The following is a 19705-nucleotide window of genomic DNA, read 5'->3' on the forward strand; positions in this document are numbered from 1 at the left end:
CTCTCCGATAGGCTCGTCTGCATGCATTCTTGGTCCGACACAGCCGTACCGTCGATCCCTGGTCAGGGCCCTCCGCTTCGGTTGTACGACACCGCCGATCGCGCCGTGCGCCCGGTCACACCAGGCGCCGAGGCGAAGATGTACGTCTGTGGCATCACCCCGTACGACGCAACTCACCTTGGACACGCTGCAACATATCTGACGTTCGATCTGGTCAACCGCCTGTGGCGTGATGCTGGGCACGACGTGCACTACGTGCAGAACGTCACCGACGTCGACGACCCGCTGTTCGAGCGTGCAGACCGTGACGGCGAAAGCTGGATCGACCTCGGAACGCGTGAGATTCAGCTGTTCCGTGAGGACATGGAAGCCCTTCGAGTATTGCCGCCGCGAGATTACATCGGCGCAGTCGAGTCGATCGACGAGGTCATCGAACTCGTCGAGAAGTTGGTCGCGTCCGGAGCCGCCTATGTTCTCGACGATGCCGAGTTCCCCGACGTCTACTTCCGGGCCGATGCCAATGCCGAATTCGGATACGAGTCGGGCTACGACCGCGCGACCATGGACAAGTTCTTCGCCGAGCGGGGAGGAGATCCCGATCGCATCGGAAAGAGCGACTCGCTCGACGCGTTGCTGTGGCGCGCCGAACGAGAGGGTGAGCCGTCGTGGCCGTCGCCTTTCGGGCCTGGTCGTCCGGGATGGCACATCGAATGTGCCGCGATTGCGCTCAACCGGATCGGAACCGGATTCGACGTCCAGGGTGGCGGAAGCGATCTGATCTTCCCCCATCACGAATTTTCGGCAGCGCATGCCGAAGCTGCAGTTGGTGGAGGTCGTTTCGCCCGGCACTACGTCCATACCGGAATGATCGGGCTCGACGGCGAAAAGATGTCGAAGAGCCGAGGAAACCTCGTTTTGGTGTCGAAACTGCGTGCCGAAGGTGTGGATCAGGCTGCTGTGCGCCTCGGACTGCTCTCTGGGCACTACCGCCAGGACCGCGCATGGACGGGCGAGGTTCTGGAGCGCGCGCACAGCAGGCTCGAATTGTGGCGTGCTGCCGCGGCACTGGAGTCGGCGACGAGTGCCGATGACGTGATCGTTCGACTGCGTCAGCACCTGGCGGATGACCTCGATACCCCCAAAGCTCTCGACGCGCTCGATGCATGGGCGAGTTTCGCTGTGGAGCAGGGTGGGTCGGACGCCTCTGCGCCCGGAGCCTTCGCAGACGCTGTCGATGCGCTATTGGGTGTTCGACTGATCTGAGTGGTTCGGATCCGGGCGGTGTGAAGTCGGGCGCGTCAGATCGCCCAGCAGGTCGGGGATCAGACGCTCCTCCATGACTGCGCGAGTAGACTCGCGCATCGCTGTGGCAAGCGCCGGATCCCATGCGCTGGACGTCGGGTGTCCTTTGAGCGGCTCGGAGTTCTTGGCGTCGAGCGCTGCCGAGTACGAGTTGCTGTCCATACGCCAGGGGTGTGCCTGGTAGCGCGCGATCGCACGCGCCGTCATCTGCAGTCCTGGCCAATCGAAATCGTTGCGCCAGTGCAGTTGGGTGTGCTTTGGAAGACCTGCGAGAAGTTTGTGGAGGGCGGCGGAGGGTTGACCGTCGGTACACACCAGTGCCGACGATTTCGAGCCGAGAGTGCGCGCAGCCGCGGCGAGTACCGCTACGTTCTCGCACACGTAGACCTGATCCGAGACGGCGGTCAGCGGGCCGCGGGTAAGCATGTCCAGTGTCAGTGGAAACGGGATGCCCTGCGCAGCTGCATCGTTGAGCCACCTCGCGACAGTGTGATCCTCGGAAACTCGGTAGTTCAGCACGACGACACGACTCGACAGGGCGTCGACGGACACCCCAGCGGTTTCCCACAGCAATCTGATCCCGACCGGGTCGGACGGTCGCGGGATTCCTTCGCGCAGAGACAATGCGTCGAGCACCAACCGCGGAGCACCTCCGCCGGCCAGAGCTTTGGTGTCACCGACCGCGAACTCGGCGAGTTCAGTCAATGACATCCCGTCGACAGGGAGCACAGCCAGCACGTGCGCAGCTTTGCGCAGGGCATCTACCGCAACACGACCACCCAGTGTTCCGTCCTGGTTCAGCAGCGACGAGAGCCAGCGGTCGGCCCAGTCCTGATCGGGGGTTGTCGCCAGCAGGTCTTTCGCTTCGGACAACGCTTGCGCTTTGGTATCAGCCTTGGCTGCAGCGATTCGTTTCCTGTCCTGAAGTGGCAATGCGGCGTCGAGCGTGTCGATGAGCCCCATTCCGCCGTTGAGAGGGTGAGCGAGCCACTCGTCGAGACGAACCAGGTCGAGTTTCGTCGTCTTGGCCCGACTGTGCAGGCCTGCGCTCGACCGGGAGATCGCGCTGCAGAGTCGCCACAGATCGGCTGGTTCACCCAGATGAACTGTGATGTTGCCGCTGACTGTCAGCCAGTTCGATTCCAGTTTTTTCCTCGCTGCCGCCAGCAAAGTGTTCAGTTCCTTGCTGCCGCGCCACCGAGCGCCGTCGTCACCGGGCAAAGTCGAGACCCCCTTCTGCTCGCGAGGGCATCCGACGTGTCAGAGGCGAGCCGAGGGCGGCCGCCAGATCTGTTCCGTCGTGCTCGGCGAACAGCTCACCGTTTTCCCACACCAACAACGCGGCACTGACACTGTTCTCGGCGGTGGAATGCGCAAGGTCGTAATGCGCGCAGCCGGGGACATCGGAATAGGTGATCCAGAGGTCGTATCCCGTCATGAACAGGTCTAGATCGAATTGCACGCTGAGACCGAGCAATTCGCTCCGACCGTTGTCGTCGACACCGGCGAAGGCTTCGTCGAGAGCAAGCAGACGAGGGGAGTGCGGGTCCGCGGAGGACAACATCACGTGCGCTGCCGCGAACAGCGGAAGGTGCAGCGATACCGACTGCTCACCACCGGAGAGTGCACTGTGGCGAGCGACGGTCAGACGATCCTCGGTTCCGTCTCCTCTGATGAGGGTGAATGCGAACACCCGCCACCGGCGGTAGTCGAGCGTCGTGGCGAGGATCTCGGGATACGACCGTTCCGGGTGCGCCGCTCGTGCAATTCTGATCTCGGACGCGAAATGAGCACGCATCGTGGCCAGATCGTCAGCATTCAGGGCGGACGCGTCGCGGTCCAGTAACTTCGAGATTTCCCTGGCACGATCGTCGAGATTGTCTGCAAGCACCCAGTGCACACCGATGGTGTTGCCCGAAGACATCTTCCGCTGCTTCATCTCGGTGGACATCTGGGCGATCAACTCTCGGGCGTCGACCGTTCGCTCGTGGATCTGCTGAGCCAGTCCCGTCAGAAGTGCGTCTTCGAGAATCAGGCGCTCGTGCTCGGTCAGCAGCGTCTCCTGGTTGGATCGTGCATCGCCGATGCGGTCGGCGAACTCGCCGACCGAGGAGAACCCTTGCTCGTCCTGCACGCGTACGACAGTCAGCCCATCGGGCGCGTCCCACTGCAGTCGGTAATCCTGCCCCGAGGACGCCAACTGCGAGTCGAACTCCTGTAGCGCGCCGGTCAGTGCGGTCCTGGTGCTCTTTCGGTACGAGTCGCTCGCCTTCACCGATGCGGTGGCGTCGTTCAAAGCGCTGTGTAGTTGATGGACTACGGGCGGGAGAACCTGAATATCGTCCTCGATGGACGCACTCTGAATCCGGTACAGAATTTGCTCGACAGTGAGCCACGCGGAATCGCTCGACGGCCACGTATACCCGTCGAGTACACCGAGAATTGTCAACAGATCTTTGCGCGCGTACGGAGCCAACCGGGCAGTGTCGTCGAGAGTTTCGGTAAGTGCGGCGCGCAGACCTTCCTGCGCGGTGTTGCACGCACCCTCGGCTTTGCCGATGGCCTCGCCTGCCTCCTTGTCGGCCTTACGGGCCGAGCGCTGCTCGACCTTGCATTTCTCGATGCGGTCCCGCGCGGCCTCCAGATCGATGTTGATCTGATCGGCGGTAGACCCGAGCTTCTCGCTCAGAATCTCGAGTCGCTGTACCTGCTGGAGGTGGTTCTCCTCGGCGATCGCTGCTTCTTCGGCCAATTCTTCGGCTAGACCGGTCGATTCTTCCCATCGGTTCCGTGCTTCGTGGCTGCGTTCGGTCTCACGCACATGATCGGCACGTCGACGCAGAACCAAATCGCCTTGATTCTCGAAATGCCGAATTGCAGCGGCAAGCGAGTCGATGTCCCTGGCATTGTGTGGAGTTCGGTGCGCGACTGCGGTTGTCCGCAGGTGTTTCTCTCTTGCCGAGAGCTCGGCGATCGCCTGATCGAGTTCGCTGTCGGCCGTTGTGGACCCTGCCTGCGAGGTGCGAAGTGCGCCGGCCGATTCGGTCACGGACTTCTGCGCCTTGACTATTCCGGACACCTTCGGAAGCTGTGTCGCTGCGGCCCGCAGCCCGCGGAGCAATTCGGCGGCCGAACGCTCTTCGTCCTGTGCTGCCTTCGTCGACGCTTCGGTTGAGGTAATGAGCGCGTCGAGTTCGGTGATGCGGGCTGCTCGGCGACGGGCACGTGCGGTCGCGCCGATGTACTCGGCGTCCGGCTTGATGTGGTGACCGTACTGAATGCCTTGCCAGAAACGTCCGTCGATACCGATGGACGTGACTGCAGCGCCGTCCGAATTCAACCTTCCAGCGTCAAGGGTTCGAGTTCCTCGCTGGTTCGAGACCAGAGCGATGGACGCCAGAACAGCCTGAATCATCGATTCGGGGACGTCCGTGCCCGGCTCGGCCTCCAACACGTCCGCGAGGGTAGGTCCTGTCGGTCGCGCATCGGCCGGCGCCGCGATCAAGAATTGCTCGGACTCGACGTGTTGGGGAGCCTCGTCCGGGGTGATCCAGCCGTCGAGCAGGTTGGCGGCCTGAAGCGCGGACTCGACACCCGCAGCTTCCGCGGGATCGATGCCGTCGGCGAACCGTACGAGCTGCCACAGCGGTGCGCCGCTGAGGTTGTCCCGCGGCGACGTCCTGGCCGCGAACGGCGGAGGCGCATCATCGTGCTGCGCCTCGATCAGAGCGCGCTCGGACCGCATGGCCGATAGATCCTCGGCGAAGGTGGCTGCGCTGATGCCGGCCTGGGCTCGTTGCGCTCGGACAGTTTCCAAGCCCTCGGCGGACGCCTCGGCGAGCACCGCGTCGAGGCTCGGCGCTTCGTCCTCACCGATACGAGGGACCGCGGCATCGAGGGCCTCGAACGCAGCCACTGTGATTCCCGCGCCGGCGTAGAGCGACGAGTTGACGGACCACCAGGAACGAAGTCCCGACGCATAGTGCGCGCGGGCTAGTTCGACAGCGGCCTCGGCCTCGGTCACCGACGCACGGGCGGCGTCGAGGAGCTCGCGAGCCCGAGCGGCGCTCTTGTCGGCGCGTGCGCGTTCTGTAGTTGCTTTCTCGACGGTGCTCAGAGCCGACCGCACGGCGCGGACGTCACCGTCGCGCTCCTCGGCGTGTCCTCGTAGCGCTGTGCTGAACTGATCGCTGCGAGAACTGGCGGGCATGGACGCCCACGCGATTCCTGCGTCTTCGGCCGCAACCTGGAGATCGTCCTCGGCGCGGGTCAACGCCGCCACGGAATCGCGAAGTGCCGCGTCGGCGCGTGTCGCCTCGGTCGACCGTTGCTCCACATCCGACTGGGCCTTCTTGGCGCGCTCCGACTGTTGTGCGGCCGAGACCTTCAATTTTCCGGCGGACTCGGCCAAGTCGTCCAGCTGCTGCTTACCCTCGTAGGCGCTGGACCGCTGTAGAGTTTCTCGATCGGCGAGAGCCTGATCGAGAGCTCGTTCGGCGTCGTCGAAACGCTTTTCCGCCGCAACCCGCTCCTGCAGGCGGCGTTCCTTCTGTGCGGCAGCCGCGAAGTGCGCGGTCGTGTTGTGGGTGACCGCTTCCAGTCTGCGAGAAACCTGCTCCACATCCGAACGTGCTTGAACGCGAAGATATTTCGAATACACCCCGACGAAGTTCTTCGCAGCATGGTCGGCTTGGGCAAGTCCTTCGAGTGCTCGGCCGACCTCTTCCATATCACTGAACGAACGTGCGGCTTCGAGTACGAGCTGTTCGTCGAGGGGGCGCAGTCCGTCGGTGAGTGCCTGGGAGAGTCCCTTCGGATCGAGGTTCTTTGCAAGCTGAGGACGACGCAAAGTCAGAATGAGGTTGATGAGCTGGTCGTACCGCTGCGCACCGAGCCCGAACATTCGGGCGTCGATGGCAGCGCGATAATCGACCGGACGATCGGTGATCGCGTCGGATCCGAGCTGTTCGGCGAGTTGCTTCTTGGTCAACGGTCGATCGTCGGATCCGAGCAGCGAGAAATCGACTCCGACTCGGCCGTCAACGACGAAATACCATCGAATGACCTTGTCGTTCTGGCGGCTGGCACGCATCCCGATGCCGACCGTGACGGCTTCGGGGTCCTCGCGGGACCCGCGGCCGAACTCCATCCATACGTATGAGTGCGCGCTTTCCTGACCGCGATAGAGAAGGTTGGACTTCATGGTCCGCTCCTCGCCCGCGAATGGATTGAGGCGTCGCGGCTCGATACGCCCATCCAAAACGAAAGGAAAGAGCACCTCCAGCGCCTTCGTCTTGCCCGAACCATTGGGGCCGCGAAGCACGAGACGGCCGTCGGCGAAGGAGAACTCCTGGTCACGGTAGTCCCACAGATTGATGATGCCCGCTCGGGTGGGGCGGAAGCGCCGATCGTGTTCAGTCATCGTGTGCGCCTCGGTTTCCTTGCTCTGCGGGGTTGTCGATTGCGGTGTCCCCGACTGTGGTGTCTTCGGAGGCGGTGTTGTCGGAGGTGGTGTTGTCGGAGGCGGTGTCGTCGAAGAGTGAAGTCTGCGGAGCTCGGTCCTTCACACTGACCATCACATCGCGGTAGCGAGCGATCGCGGGAAGAACGAGCACCCCACCGGAGATGCTCTGTATCAATCGAAATCGATCGAGCATCGCGATCGCACGTTCACGGAGCCCGTCGGGATCAGCCTGCCACTGGGCGGCGAACGTCCGTCCGAATTTCTCGACCAAGTCGGTGACCGTGCTTACCAGCCAGCTGTTCTCGACGAACGGATACAGTACAGGGCTGTCCGTGTCGGCAATGTTCTTGGCCCGGAGGCCGAATTCGGCCAGGTCGTCGAAGATTCCACCGCCGGGAATCGCTGCGTCGAGTCGGTCGACGAGGTCGGTGTCCTGCTGTATCCGGTGTCGAGCGAGCTCGGGCGAATCCGGATCGATGACGCGATCGGATATCTCACCCGCAAGCAGCAGTGCAACCTGCGCGATGGTGCCCGTACTCGGAAACCGCGTGTCGGACATGCGCCCCGACGTGTCGATCAACATCACCCCTTCGGCTCGTCGTTCCGATGTGAGGCCGGTCAGGAGTTCGACTTCGGCGACGGTTTTCAGCGCGGCAAGCGCGGTTCGACCGTCCTGATCCAGGTCTTCGAAGTACACCACTGGCTGCTCGACGAGCGCCCGACGTACCTTACGCAACGTCTCCTTGGGATCGGCACTCTGCACCGCGTCCTCGTCGTCCGCACCGTCCTCCATCGGAAGATCGGATCCGGCGAGAAGGCCTGTGACGGAGCGTAAGTGTTGAACGGCCCGAGGCGGACGGAAAAGTGCGACCACCACGGAGCGTTCGATGTCGTACAGAGCTTCACCGGCCGACGGATTGTTTGCCCAACCCCCGGCGTCGCCGTCCGCGAGTGAGATCGCGCCACGCGCGGCCAGCCACCCCACTGCGTCGACGAACGCGTCACGATCCGAAGCGCGGTCTGTCGCGAGCTCGACTCCGTCGACCTGGCCTGCTTCGGCGGTGACGTGGTCCGCAAGTTCCGATAGCGTGATCTGACTTCCCGCACGGCCGAGGCTCGCCAACGACAGAGCGAGATAGGAGTAGCGCCGACGATCGAACACACGGTCGGATGCGGTCCGCGCAGGCTGGCTCGAATCCAGTTCGTCCATGACCGGGAAGAGTCGCGCGGTGGTTTCGGTCACCTCGAGGCGATAACCGAACATTTCGAGAAGATCTTCTCTCAGTTCCGTCGCCCAGCGCCGAAGGAGAGGGAGCGCGATGCGATCGGGATAGGTCGCGGTCACCAAGTGGTTGGACAGCGCAATCCGAGCTGCGCGCTGATAGGAATCGAGTGCGAGGGAGGGTATTTCGCGAGCTCTCATCGTCGAACCACTTCGGCAACCTCGAGCTGCAGACGGTCGAGATGCAGACGGCCGCGCGCCGTCTGCACGACGGTGGAGGTGGCGCTGTCGCTCAGTGTGAGTTTGACGCCGCTGTCGGATCCGGTGGTTGCTGTCGTGTGCCCACTGACGCGCACGCGCGCGGTCAGTGCGGCATTGAGCAGGCTGAGAAGCACTTCGGTCTCCTCTTCGTTCAGTGTTCGTGCGTACACCCCGGTCGATGCGAGCGACAGCGCCGCGGCACTTCGAGACCGTTGCGCCTGCAGTTGCTTCTCGCGCAGCCGTCGGATACTGCCGTCGTTTCGTTGAACGCGGCCTGGAATTCCGGGTGACGGGGTACGTCCGGTCTCGGCCAGCGTGCGCGAGATCTCCACCGGTGGCGCCTCCCACCAGGTTCGCGATGTCGGGATGATGTCTTCATCCGGGTGGACCATCGACAGGTGCCGGGGCTTTCCGAGACCGAAGACGGCATGGAACAACGCGTGCGCACTGTCCTCTGTGGGTGTGTTGGAAAACCAGCCGGCAAGGTGTCGTAGCTGGCTCTCACGACTCACGCCGCCCCGTCTGGTCTCGGTGACGCGTCGGAGAAGCGAGAGGACCGCAGCGATGGCGCTCATCGTTCCCTCGCGTAGTCGCTCGGACTCGCTCAGCTCTGCTTCCGCTGCAACGAACCAGTGTGACAATCCCGCCCACCGGGCACTCCAGTCCGCCGCTCGCTCTGCGACGTCGAGGAAGACTCGTTCGTCGCTGATCGCGGCCCGCTCGATCAAATCCGAAATGCCGGTGGACTCGACCACGGCAATAGCTTCGGCAAGCTTGGGGGCGTAGCGAGTCAGATCGGAGCTGAATTCACGCATATGAGTCAGCAGCGCGTCCTTATGCACCAAAAACGACTCGGGGGTGATCTCGGTGGTCCGGACGAGATCCCCGAGAACCAGGTAGAAATGTGCTGCCCGCGTTGCCATCTCCGACAGCGTCGAGTCGAGACGGCTCAGTTTGCGATAGATGCGGTCGCCGTCGCGCTGCCGATTCGCCTCTGCAAGCTCGTGCATGTCCGCCAGGAGTTCCGGCAGCACGAGCCGTGAGAGCGACGCGTCGTCCAAGCGAGCCCCGAGAACGTCCTCGACTGCGCGGAACGCCTTGTAACCTGCCTGGCTGAACTGATAGACGAAATGGCGGTTGCGATACTCGGCGAGCGTCGCTGCGCGCGATCCGTCATAGCTTCGTTCGAGAAGCTCCCACGAGTGCAACTGCTCGAGGAGTGGTCCGATCTCCGCTGCGGTCAAACGATCGTTTGCCGGTGCCGTACGGGCAAGCGTGTCCGCGATCTCGGCGGCGTGCAGGAGGACGACGTAGTTGGCCCGTGCGGTGTCGAACGCCCGAAGAACCCACAGGTACTCGTTGCGCTTCTCCGCGGTCGTGAATGCGAACAGCTTGAGGCGATCTTCCTGCATCAAGGCGCTGACGACGCTCGGTCGCATCGTGTCGGATGAATCGCTCACTGGAACAGGGTAGGGGGTCGGAGGACGATGCGTGGTCAGTGCCCTGGCGATGGCGTCGCGCGGCCACCACTACGTGGCAATCTTCGACGATGCAGTTTTGCGAATTGCCGTCGACCGGCTGCGCCTGCGCTACACCTCGACAGTCACCTTTCCGTCCACGATGGCCGCCGGATAGGTTCGCACAGAATCGATTCCGCCCGCGCATGATCCGTCGTCGAGCGAGAATGTGTACTGATGCAGCGGGCACATCACCACCTTGCCGTCGATCTGCCCGTCGGCCAACGGTCCGCCTTTGTGCGGGCAGACTGCGTCCATCGCGCGGACGGTGCCGTCGCCGAGCATGAAGACGGCCACCTGCTTCCCGTCGACGACGTATGCCCGACCTTCGCCCGGGGTCAGATCCTCGGCGGCGCCCACCGGGACGCTCATCGGACCGGCACCTGCGGCAATGGAAGAAGGGGCAATGACGACGCGAACTGTGCAGCCGATCTCGGGGCTGTGCGTTCCTGCCATGGATCTCGGTACCCGTCGACGGAAGTCTGCATTCGCTGCTCCAATCCCGAAATGATTCCCTCGGCGTCCTCGATCAATGTCTTCTGCAGCACGTCGAGGCCGATTCGTGGAACCCATGCGTAGGTTCGTTCGAGCCACTGGGCCGTCTCGCGGTAATGCTGAATAAAGACTCCGGCGACCCGAATGACCTCCGCAGCGCCGACGACCGTCGCCAGCAGATCGCCCTTTCTGACGTGGGCACCCGCAGCACCGCCGACATAGATTTCCCATTTGTCGTCGCCGACGGACACTACGCCGAGGTCCTTGCACAGGGCCTCGGAGCAGTTGCGCGGGCAACCGGCGACGGCAAGCTTCAGTTTTGCCGGCGTCTCCAGGCCTTGGAACCGTTCTTCCATTGCGATTCCCAAAGCCGTCGAATCGCCGAGGCCGAATCTGCAGAAGTCGCTGCCGACACATGTTTTCACGGTGCGCATGCTCTTGCCGTAAGCGAAGCCCGACGGCATGTCCAGATCGCCCCACACCTTGGGCAGGTCTTCCTTCTTGATGCCCAGAAGGTCGATTCTTTGCCCACCGGTGACTTTGACGAGAGGCACGCTGTACTTGTCGGCGACATCGGCGATCTTCCGGAGCTGATCTGGCGTCGTGACACCGCCCATCATCTGAGGCACTACAGAGAACGTGCCGTCGCGCTGAATGTTGGCGTGCACACGGTCGTTGATGAACAGTGCGCCGCGCTCGTCGACCCAGTCCGGTCCCCAGATCACCCGCAACAGCGATGCGAGCGGCATCTTCGACGGTACGTCCTCCTTGCCCTCGGGTGCGAGCTCGGCGAAGACTTGCGAGACCGACCTCAGATCCTGTTCGCGGATGACGTCGATCAAAGCCGGCTTCGCCAACGGGATGCCAGGGACGTACCAGTCGGCGGCCGGATCGGCCTCGATCGCGCCGCCCGCTGCGCAGGCCAAGATGTCGGCGACAAGCCCCTTGCAGGATCCGCATCCTTTACCGGCGCGGGTGGCTGCGGTGACATCGCCCATCGACTTCGCGCCTGCATGGACACACGCGACAATCGCACCCTTGGTGACCCCGTTGCAGTTACACACCTGCACGTCATCGGCGAGTTCGGCCGCCCCGGTCGCCGCGGTAGGGGTGCCCATGTCGAAGAGCATGCTGATCCGCTCGTCGGGCAGGGGAATCTTCTCGTCGAATGCCTGGGTGAGGAAGTTCGCCTTGCTGATGTCGCCCAACAAGGTTGCGCCGATCAGCTTTCCGTCTCGAACGACCACGCTCTTGTACGTTCCGCTGCGCGGTTCGTAGAACTGGACGAACTCATCGTCCTCCCGTTCCGGGCCCTTGACTCCCATTGCTGCCACATCGACGCCCGCCACTTTGAGCTTGGTCGTCAATCGCGAACCATGATATGCAGCAGTCGGATTGGTGCCGCTCAGATGTTCGGCGAGAACGACAGCCTGTTCCCACAGTGGCGCGACCAGGCCGTACACCTCGCCGCGGTGCTGGCAGCATTCACCGACCGCATAGATGGATCCTTCATCCTCGCAACGCAACTGATCGTCGACGACGATTCCACGCTCGATGACGAGGCCGCCCCCTCGTGCGAACTCGACATTCGGACGTATCCCGGCTGTTACGACCACCATGTCCGCGGACAGCGACGTACCGTCGTTGAATCCAACTCCCGCAACTCGGCCGGCGTCGGTACGCAGAACCGATGTTGTTCTCTTCGAGGTGTGAACTCCTACGCCGAGCGACTCGATCTTGTTACGCAGCAGCCTTCCGCCGCGCTCGTCGAGCTGTTGGTTCATGAGATGGCCGGGGGAGTGCACGACGTCGACGTCGAGGCCTTGGGTTCGCAGTCCGTACGCAGCCTCCAACCCGAGCAGTCCACCACCGATGACGACGGCCTTGAGGTCGTCCTCGGAATCTGCCATCTGGAGCATCCCGTTGGTGTCCGCGATGGTTCGGAAGCCGAAGACGCCGCGGGCCAGTCGACCGTCGGGTTCGCGAAGCCCGTCCATGTTCGGAAAGAAGGTATTGCTGCCGGTGGCGATGATCAGGATGTCGTAGTCCACGACGCGCCCGCTTTCGCAGCGCACCGACTTCTGGAAACGATCGAGCGAGACAGCACGGTCACCCGCGAACAGCGTGACGCCGTTCTCGCGGTACCAACTCATGGGATTGAGTAGTAGGTCTTCGTCGTCGACTCCCGTCTCGCCCGCGAGAACGTGAGACAGCATGATCCGGTTGTAATTTCCGTAAGGTTCGTCGCCGATCATCGTCACTTCGAACTTCTCGGCGCCCCGCTTCAGGATCTCTTCGACGGTCCTGGCGCCGGCCATCCCGTTTCCGACCACGAGCAGGCGACTCTTCATCAGATCAGCACCAAACCGAAATCGACGACGACCTCGCCCGTCGTGCCTTCGGGAGCGGCGACGACCAGCTCGAGCACCGAGTCCGGGTCGACGTCCTCGACGACACGCAACGGGATATTGACCCCGCTCTTCGCGCCCATCGGGAACATTCGCATCGGCTGACCGTCGCGCAGCAACGTCACCACGATGAGGTCGTCGCTCGAATTTCCGCCCCGGAAGTACAGCGGCTGCGCCATGAGTCCCGATGGAACGACGAAATTGAGCGACGGGTCGATCGATTCCGGCTTGTCGAGTCCGTGTCCGATGAACGGGAAGACGCCCTGGAGGAAACGCGGTGTGCTGGCCATGTACACAGGTTGCGGTGCCCGGGTGACACCGTCGCTGCGCCTGCGTTACGTCGGGATCAGAAAGAACTCACCGTGAGCCGTTGTGTCCTGTGCGTTCGGACCTCGAAGGCTCGCTGCGCCTTTTCACAGCCCGAAGCTTCCCGGGCCCCTTCGCCTCAGGTACCGCTCGAATTCGGCTGCGATGGCATCGCCGTCGATCTTGGAGATCGCTTCGGAGATATCGGTCTCCGCGTCGCCTCGTTCTTCGAGAGTGCGAACATAGTCGCTGATTTCTTCATCTTCCTTGGTCATCTCGGTCACTGCTTCTTCCCAGTCCTCGGCCTGGGTCGGGAGCTCGCCGAGCGGAACCTCGATATCGAGGACGTCTTCTACGCGTTGCAGCAATGCAACGGTGGCTTTCGGATTCGGAGGTTGCGAGACGTAATGAGGTACAGCCGCCCAGAAGGATATTGCTGGGACGCCTGCTTTGACACACTCGTCCTGGAGTACGCCGGTGATTCCGGTCGGCCCTTCGTAGCGTGTCTGCTCGAGGTTGAACTGCTCTGCGGCCTCGATGCTGTAGGCACTTCCGGTCACGGGAACCGGACGCGTGTGAGGAGTGTCTGCCAGTAGCGCGCCGAGTATGACAACAGTCTCGACCCCAAGTTGTTCGACGAATTCGAGCAGGTCGTCGCAGAAGCTTCGCCACCGCATGTTCGGTTCGATCCCGCGTAGGAGCACCACGTCGCGTGCACTTCCGGGCGGGGAGCACACCGACAGCCTCGTCGACGGCCACTGGATCTCACGGGTTACGCCGTCGACCTGGCGGATCGTCGGGCGATTGACCTGGTAGTCGTAGTAATCCTCGGAGTCGAGCTCGGCGAGCGGACTCGCATCCCAGATCAATTCGAGGTGCTCGACGGCGCCGCTGGCGGCATCGCCAGCGTCGTTCCATCCTTCGAATGCGGCAACGAGGATGGGGTCTCGAAGGGTGGGGAGCTCGAGTTCTTCGTCATCGCCCTCGGAAACCGCCGGAAACGATGGTGCAGTCGACGATGTGGTGTTCGATCCAGTGGCGTTCGCCACTGCGGTAGAAACCGCATCAAGCAACGTTTCGGCGGCGCTGTCCGGATTGTCGCGATCTGGATCGTCGTTGTCGGCGGGAATGTTGCCGTCTCGGTTTCGGGGACTCACCACGACAGCCTACGACCAGCCCGGCCCGTCGTTGCCACTACGCCGTGCCCACTAGTCTGTAGTGATGCCTGCGCTACACAAGACGAGCCTGCTGGACGCGATACGCACTCGCGTGATCATTGGCGACGGGGCAATGGGCACCATGTTGCAGGATGCCAATTTGACCCTCGACGATTTTCTCGGTCTGGAGGGGTGCAACGAAATCCTGAATGACACCAGGCCCGACGTGCTTCGCGAGATCCACCGCGCGTACTTCGCTGCCGGTGCCGATGCGGTCGAGACCAATACATTCGGATGCAACCTTCCCAACCTCGCCGACTACGACATCGAGGACCGCATCCGCGAGCTGGCAGAAAAGGGAACGCGACTCGCCCGCGAGACTGCCGACGAGATGGGCCCGGGCCGCGACGGAATGGACAGGTTCGTCCTCGGGTCGATGGGGCCGGGCACCAAGTTGCCGACGTTGGGTCATGCGCCTTTCGCGGTCCTCCGCGACGCGTACATCGAAGCTGCACTCGGCATGATCGATGGCGGCGCCGATGCGATCCTTATCGAGACGTGCCAGGACTTGCTTCAGGTGAAGGCTGCGATCATCGGCAGTCAGCATGCGATGGACAAGCTCGGCGTGCGTATTCCCATCATCACCCACGTGACGGTGGAAACGACCGGCTCGATGTTGCTCGGTAGCGAGATCGGCGCCGCGCTGACAGCGCTGGAGCCACTCGGCATCGATATGATTGGGCTGAACTGCGCGACGGGCCCGGCCGAGATGAGCGAGCACCTTCGCCATCTGTCGAAGCATTCGACGCTTCCGGTTTCGGTCATGCCCAATGCCGGATTGCCGACGCTCGGTGCCAACGGGGCCGAGTACCCGCTGTCGGCACCTGAATTGGCAACCGCCCTCAGCGGTTTCGTCAGCGAATACGGGCTCTCGCTCGTCGGTGGATGCTGTGGAACGACGCCGGAGCACATCCGGCAGGTTGCAGATCTCGTCCATGGTGCACACCAGGCCGAGCGTGTCCCGACGCCGGAGCCCGGCGTCGCGTCGCTCTACTCCGCCGTGCCGTTCGAACAAGATGCCAGCATCCTGATGATCGGTGAGCGCACCAACTCCAACGGCTCGAGGGCGTTCCGCGATGCCATGCTCGCCGAGGACTACCAGAAGTGCCTCGATATCGCGAAGGATCAAACTCGCGACGGCGCCCACATGCTCGACCTCAACGTCGACTACGTCGGCCGTGACGGTGCTGCCGACATGTCCGCGCTCGCGTCACGCCTGGCAACGGCATCGACGCTGCCGATCATGCTCGACTCCACCGAGCCTGCTGTTCTGAAAGCCGGTCTCGAGCACTTGGGCGGACGAAGTGCTGTCAACTCGGTGAACTACGAGGACGGCGCCGGGCCGGATTCGAGATTTCAGCAGATCATGAGGCTGGTCAAGGAACATGGCGCAGCTGTCGTGGCCCTGACCATCGATGAAGAGGGCCAGGCGCGTACCGCGGAGTGGAAAGTGCGCGTCGCCGAGCGGTTGATCGAGGACATCACCACCAACTGGGGTCTTCGGCACGAGGACATCATCGTCGACACCCTCACCTTCCCGATTTCGACGGGACAGGAAGAGGTTCGACGCGATGGCATCGAGACCATCGAGGCCATCCGCGAGCTGAAGCGTCGTTTCCCCAAGGTGCATACGACGCTGGGATTGTCGAACATTTCGTTCGGTCTCAATCCCGCTGCGCGACAGGTGCTGAACTCGGTGTTCCTGCACGAGTGCACCGAGGCCGGGCTGGACACGGCCATCGTGCATGCGTCGAAAATCTTGCCGATGAACAAGATTGCCGACGAGCAGCGCGAAACTGCTCTTGATCTGGTGTACGACCGCCGCAGAGAAGGCTACGACCCGCTCCAGAAACTGATGCAACTGTTCGAAGGTGTCTCGGCTGCGTCGGCCCGCGAATCGCGCGCCGAGGAACTGGGTCGATTGCCACTGTTCGAGCGGCTCGAACGCCGCATCGTCGATGGCGAACGAAACGGCCTCGATACCGATCTCGACGAGGCAATGAAGGAGAAGCCACCGCTCGAAATCATCAACGAGACTCTGCTCTCGGGGATGAAGACCGTCGGCGAACTGTTCGGTTCCGGTCAGATGCAGCTGCCATTCGTCCTCGCGTCAGCGGAGGTCATGAAAGCTGCTGTGGCGCACCTCGAACCACACATGGAAGCAAGCGACGACGACGGAAAAGGTCGCATCGTGCTGGGCACCGTCAGGGGCGACGTGCATGACATCGGCAAGAATCTCGTCGACATCATTCTGAGCAACAACGGCTACGAGGTCGTCAACCTGGGCATCAAGCAGCCCATCGCCACCATTCTCGAAGCCGCGATCGACAAGCGTGCCGACGTCATCGGTATGTCCGGACTGCTCGTCAAGTCGACGGTTGTCATGAAGGACAATCTGATCGAGCTCAACAACAAGGGTGTCGCAGAGCAGTTCCCCGTGCTGCTCGGCGGCGCAGCACTGACTCGCTCCTACGTCGAGAACGATCTGCAGGACGTGTACCAGGGTGATGTGCACTATGCGCGTGATGCTTTCGAGGGACTGCGCCTGATGGACACGATCATGACCACCAAGCGTGGCGGAGCCCCGGCGCCGGACAGCCCCGAGGCGTTGGCAGCAAAGGCGAAGACAGAAGAGCGCAAAGCTCGCCATGACAGATCGCGACGGATTGCAGCGGAACGCAAAGCCGCCGAGGTTCCCGTCGAGGTCCCCGCACGGTCGGACGTTGCCAGCGACATCGAGACTCCTGTGCCGCCGTTCTGGGGCACGCGAATCGTCAAGGGCGTGTCTCTGTCGGAGTACTCAGGCCTACTCGATGAGCGTGCACTGTTCCTCGGTCAGTGGGGACTGCGCGGTGCACGCAAGGGTGAGGGCGCGACGTACGAAGATCTCGTCGAGTCCGAGGGCAAGCCACGTCTGCGGTACTGGTTGGATCGTCTGAGCACCGACGGAATCCTGACTCACGCGGCTCTCGTATACGGCTACTTCCCTGCTGTGTCCGAAGGCGATGACGTCATCGTCCTGACGGAACCGCGCCCCGATGCCCCCGAGCAGTTCCGGTTCACCTTCCCGCGCCAACAGCGGGACCGTTTCCTCTGCATCGCGGACTTCATCAGGTCCCGCGAATCGGCACTGGAAAGCGGACAGGTCGACGTCCTCCCCATGAACCTGGTGACGATGGGCCAGCCCATCGCCGACTTTGCGAACGAGCTGTTCGCAGCCGACTCCTACCGCGATTACCTCGAAGTCCACGGAATCGGCGTGCAGCTCACCGAGGCGCTTGCCGAGTACTGGCACCGAAGGGTCCGCGAAGAGCTGAAACTTGCAGGCGGCCACAGCGTCGCCGAGGAAGATCCGACCGATCCCGAAGGCTTCTTCAAGCTCGAATACCGGGGCGCGCGTTACTCGTTCGGCTACGGTGCGTGCCCTGACCTCGAGGACCGTATCAAGCTTGCGGCTCTGCTGAAACCGGAAAGAATCGGCGTCGAACTGTCGGAGGAACTGCAGTTGCACCCCGAGCAGTCCACCGATGCGTTCGTACTTCACCACCCGGAGGCCAAGTACTTCAATGTCTAGGAAAATGAATGTCTGAGTTACCTTCTCTGCAAGGCGTCTTGTTCGATATGGACGGCACGCTGCTCGATTCCGAAAAAATCTGGGACGTCGCTGTAGCCGAACTGTCGCGCGAGCACGGCCGTGAACTGACAATCGAGGTGCGCGAGAGCACGCTCGGCAACTCGATGCGCGACGCCCTGATCAAGGTGTTCGCGCACACCGGGACCGAGGCAACCGAGGAGTCGCTGCTCTCGGGTCGTAATTGGCTGACGGCCCGCGTCGCCGAACTCTTCTCCGAGGGCATCCCGTGGCGCCCGGGCGCAAAGGACGTTCTGCAGCTCGTTCGTGACATGGGGCTCAAGTCAGCGCTGGTGACCAACACCGAGCGAGGACTTGTCGAGAACGCCTTGGAGACCATCGGACGCGAGTACTTCGATGCCACGGTCAGCGGTGACGAGGTCGAGGAGGGTAAGCCCGACCCGGCGCCGTACCTGCGAGGTGCGTGGCTACTCGGGCTCGAACCGGCGAACTGCCTCGCAATCGAGGATTCGCCGACCGGATCGCTGTCGGCGCATCGTGCTGGATGCTCGGTACTGCTCGTGCCCTCGGAACTGGCAGTTGCACCGAAGCCCGGCTACGTCATCCGTGACTCGCTCGTCGAACTCACCGCCGACGGGTTGCAATCTGCGTGGTGCGATGCACGCCCGGCTTCCGGTTCATGAAAGAATCATCGACCGTGAAGACCTTCGATTCCCTGTTCGCCGAGCTGACCGACCGCGCTGCCAATCGCCCAGAGGGCTCCGGCACTGTCGCTGCGTTGGATGCCGGCGTGCATGCGCAGGGCAAGAAGATCATCGAGGAAGCTGGCGAGGTCTGGATCGCCGCCGAGCATGAGGGCGACGAAGCACTGGCTGAGGAAATTTCGCAGCTGCTCTACTGGGTGCAGGTGTTGATGGTGGGGCGCGGATTGTCGCTCGACGATGTCTACCGACATCTGTGAGTACCGATTTTCTTCGATGGAAAGTCTCGAACTCACCGACTTGATCTGACTCAAAGGACATCGCAATGTTGCGTGTAGCAGTTCCCAACAAGGGCGCCCTCTCCGAATCCGCCGCCGAGATTCTGAAAGAGGCCGGGTACCGGCGCCGAAGCGATTCCAAGGACCTCACGGTCCTCGACCCATCCAATGGGGTCGAATTCTTTTTCCTGCGTCCGAAGGACATCGCGATCTATGTCGGGTCCGGGCAACTCGACCTCGGTATCACGGGTCGCGATCTAGCCCTCGACTCCGGCGCTCCGGTCGACGAGCTTCTCGGCCTCGGCTTCGGTCGATCGACTTTCCGGTACGCCGCTCCTGAGGGTGACAAGGAATGGTCGACGAGCGATCTGGCCGGTAAGCGCATCGCGACCTCGTACCCGAACCTGGTGAAGGCCGATCTCGCGTCACGAGGACTGGAGGCGACGGTTATTCGCCTCGACGGCGCAGTGGAAATCTCGATTCAACTCGGTGTCGCCGATGCGATTGCCGATGTCGTGGAATCCGGTCGGTCGCTCCGGCAGAACAACCTTGTGGCCTTCGGTGAATCGTTGTGCGACTCCGAGGGCGTTTTGATCGAGCGATCAGGTAGTGATCGCTCCGACAAGACACGCAAGCAGCTGATTGCCCGCGTCCAGGGCGTCGTCTTCGCACAGCAGTTCCTGATGCTCGATTACGATTGCCCGAAGTCGATTCTCGACGAGGCAGTGAAGATCACGCCCGGACTAGAGTCGCCGACACTCTCGCCGATGGCGGACGAAAACTGGATCGCAGTGCGCGCCATGGTCTCTCGCAAGATTCACAACACTGTCATGGATGATCTCGCTGATCTCGGCGCAAAAGCGATCCTGGCGTCGGACATCAGGTCGTGCCGGGCGTTCTGAGTATCGATGGGTTTCAGCAACCCGGTGTCGCCAGCTATCC

Annotated in this window: 13 protein-coding genes; 5 read left to right on the forward strand and 8 right to left on the reverse strand. The window is 62.5% G+C overall.

What is annotated here, in order from left to right; all coding sequences use genetic code 11:
• The first annotated feature begins 21 nt into the window (after positions 1-21).
• Complete coding sequence (gene mshC, locus QMK17_RS16675) at positions 22-1263, forward strand: cysteine--1-D-myo-inosityl 2-amino-2-deoxy-alpha-D-glucopyranoside ligase (RefSeq protein ID WP_283510390.1); 1242 nt, start codon at positions 22-24, stop codon at positions 1261-1263.
• Here the strand turns inward: mshC and QMK17_RS16680 are convergent.
• From QMK17_RS16680 to QMK17_RS16715, 8 genes are all read right to left on the reverse strand, one after another.
• Positions 1240-2523, reverse strand: a complete 1284-nt coding sequence (locus QMK17_RS16680) for a DUF2399 domain-containing protein (RefSeq protein WP_283510391.1) — start codon at positions 2521-2523, stop codon at positions 1240-1242. The two genes, mshC and QMK17_RS16680, sit on opposite strands and share 24 nt — an antisense overlap.
• Entirely contained in the window at positions 2513-6724 is a 4212-nt protein-coding gene (locus tag QMK17_RS16685; protein WP_283510392.1) for a TIGR02680 family protein, read from the reverse strand. Before QMK17_RS16685 ends, QMK17_RS16680 begins: the two co-directional genes overlap by 11 nt.
• Positions 6717-8189, reverse strand: coding sequence for a DUF2398 family protein (locus QMK17_RS16690; RefSeq protein WP_283510393.1), 1473 nt, complete (start codon positions 8187-8189; stop codon positions 6717-6719). Before QMK17_RS16690 ends, QMK17_RS16685 begins: the two co-directional genes overlap by 8 nt.
• Entirely contained in the window at positions 8186-9661 is a 1476-nt protein-coding gene (locus QMK17_RS16695) for a TIGR02677 family protein (protein ID WP_336620163.1), read from the reverse strand. Before QMK17_RS16695 ends, QMK17_RS16690 begins: the two co-directional genes overlap by 4 nt.
• 177 nt (positions 9662-9838) lie before the next feature.
• Positions 9839-10138, reverse strand: coding sequence for a Rieske (2Fe-2S) protein (locus tag QMK17_RS16700; RefSeq protein WP_283510394.1), 300 nt, complete (start codon positions 10136-10138; stop codon positions 9839-9841).
• The gene (gene nirB, locus QMK17_RS16705; protein WP_283510395.1) at positions 10135-12612 is read right to left on the reverse strand and encodes a nitrite reductase large subunit NirB; all 2478 of its coding nucleotides are present in this window, start codon (positions 12610-12612) and stop codon (positions 10135-10137) included. Before nirB ends, QMK17_RS16700 begins: the two co-directional genes overlap by 4 nt.
• Positions 12612-12959 carry a molybdopterin oxidoreductase gene (locus QMK17_RS16710; RefSeq protein WP_283510396.1) on the reverse strand — a complete coding sequence of 116 codons (348 nt, stop codon included), beginning with the start codon at positions 12957-12959 and terminating at the stop codon, positions 12612-12614. Before QMK17_RS16710 ends, nirB begins: the two co-directional genes overlap by 1 nt.
• 123 nt (positions 12960-13082) lie before the next feature.
• Positions 13083-13916 (reverse strand): PAC2 family protein, encoded by an 834-nt coding sequence (locus QMK17_RS16715; protein WP_283510440.1) that lies wholly within the window; start codon positions 13914-13916, stop codon positions 13083-13085.
• A gap of 280 nt (positions 13917-14196) precedes the next feature.
• Here QMK17_RS16715 and metH point away from each other — a divergent pair, with 280 nt between their 5' ends.
• The 4 genes from metH to hisG all read left to right on the forward strand — a co-directional run bounded on the left by metH (position 14197) and on the right by hisG (position 19665).
• The gene (metH, locus tag QMK17_RS16720; protein ID WP_283510397.1) at positions 14197-17766 is read left to right on the forward strand and encodes a methionine synthase; all 3570 of its coding nucleotides are present in this window, start codon (positions 14197-14199) and stop codon (positions 17764-17766) included.
• Positions 17767-17774: 8 nt separating this feature from the next.
• A complete protein-coding gene (locus QMK17_RS16725; RefSeq protein WP_283510398.1) occupies positions 17775-18467 on the forward strand; it encodes an HAD family hydrolase in 693 nt (230 codons plus the stop codon).
• Positions 18464-18745 carry a phosphoribosyl-ATP diphosphatase gene (locus tag QMK17_RS16730; protein WP_283510399.1) on the forward strand — a complete coding sequence of 94 codons (282 nt, stop codon included), beginning with the start codon at positions 18464-18466 and terminating at the stop codon, positions 18743-18745. Before QMK17_RS16725 ends, QMK17_RS16730 begins: the two co-directional genes overlap by 4 nt.
• 65 nt (positions 18746-18810) lie before the next feature.
• Entirely contained in the window at positions 18811-19665 is an 855-nt protein-coding gene (gene hisG, locus QMK17_RS16735) for an ATP phosphoribosyltransferase (protein WP_283510400.1), read from the forward strand.
• Positions 19666-19705 lie beyond the last annotated feature (40 nt).

This window comes from Rhodococcus sp. G-MC3 (assembly GCF_030063335.1).
Lineage (GTDB): Bacteria > Actinomycetota > Actinomycetes > Mycobacteriales > Mycobacteriaceae > Rhodococcoides.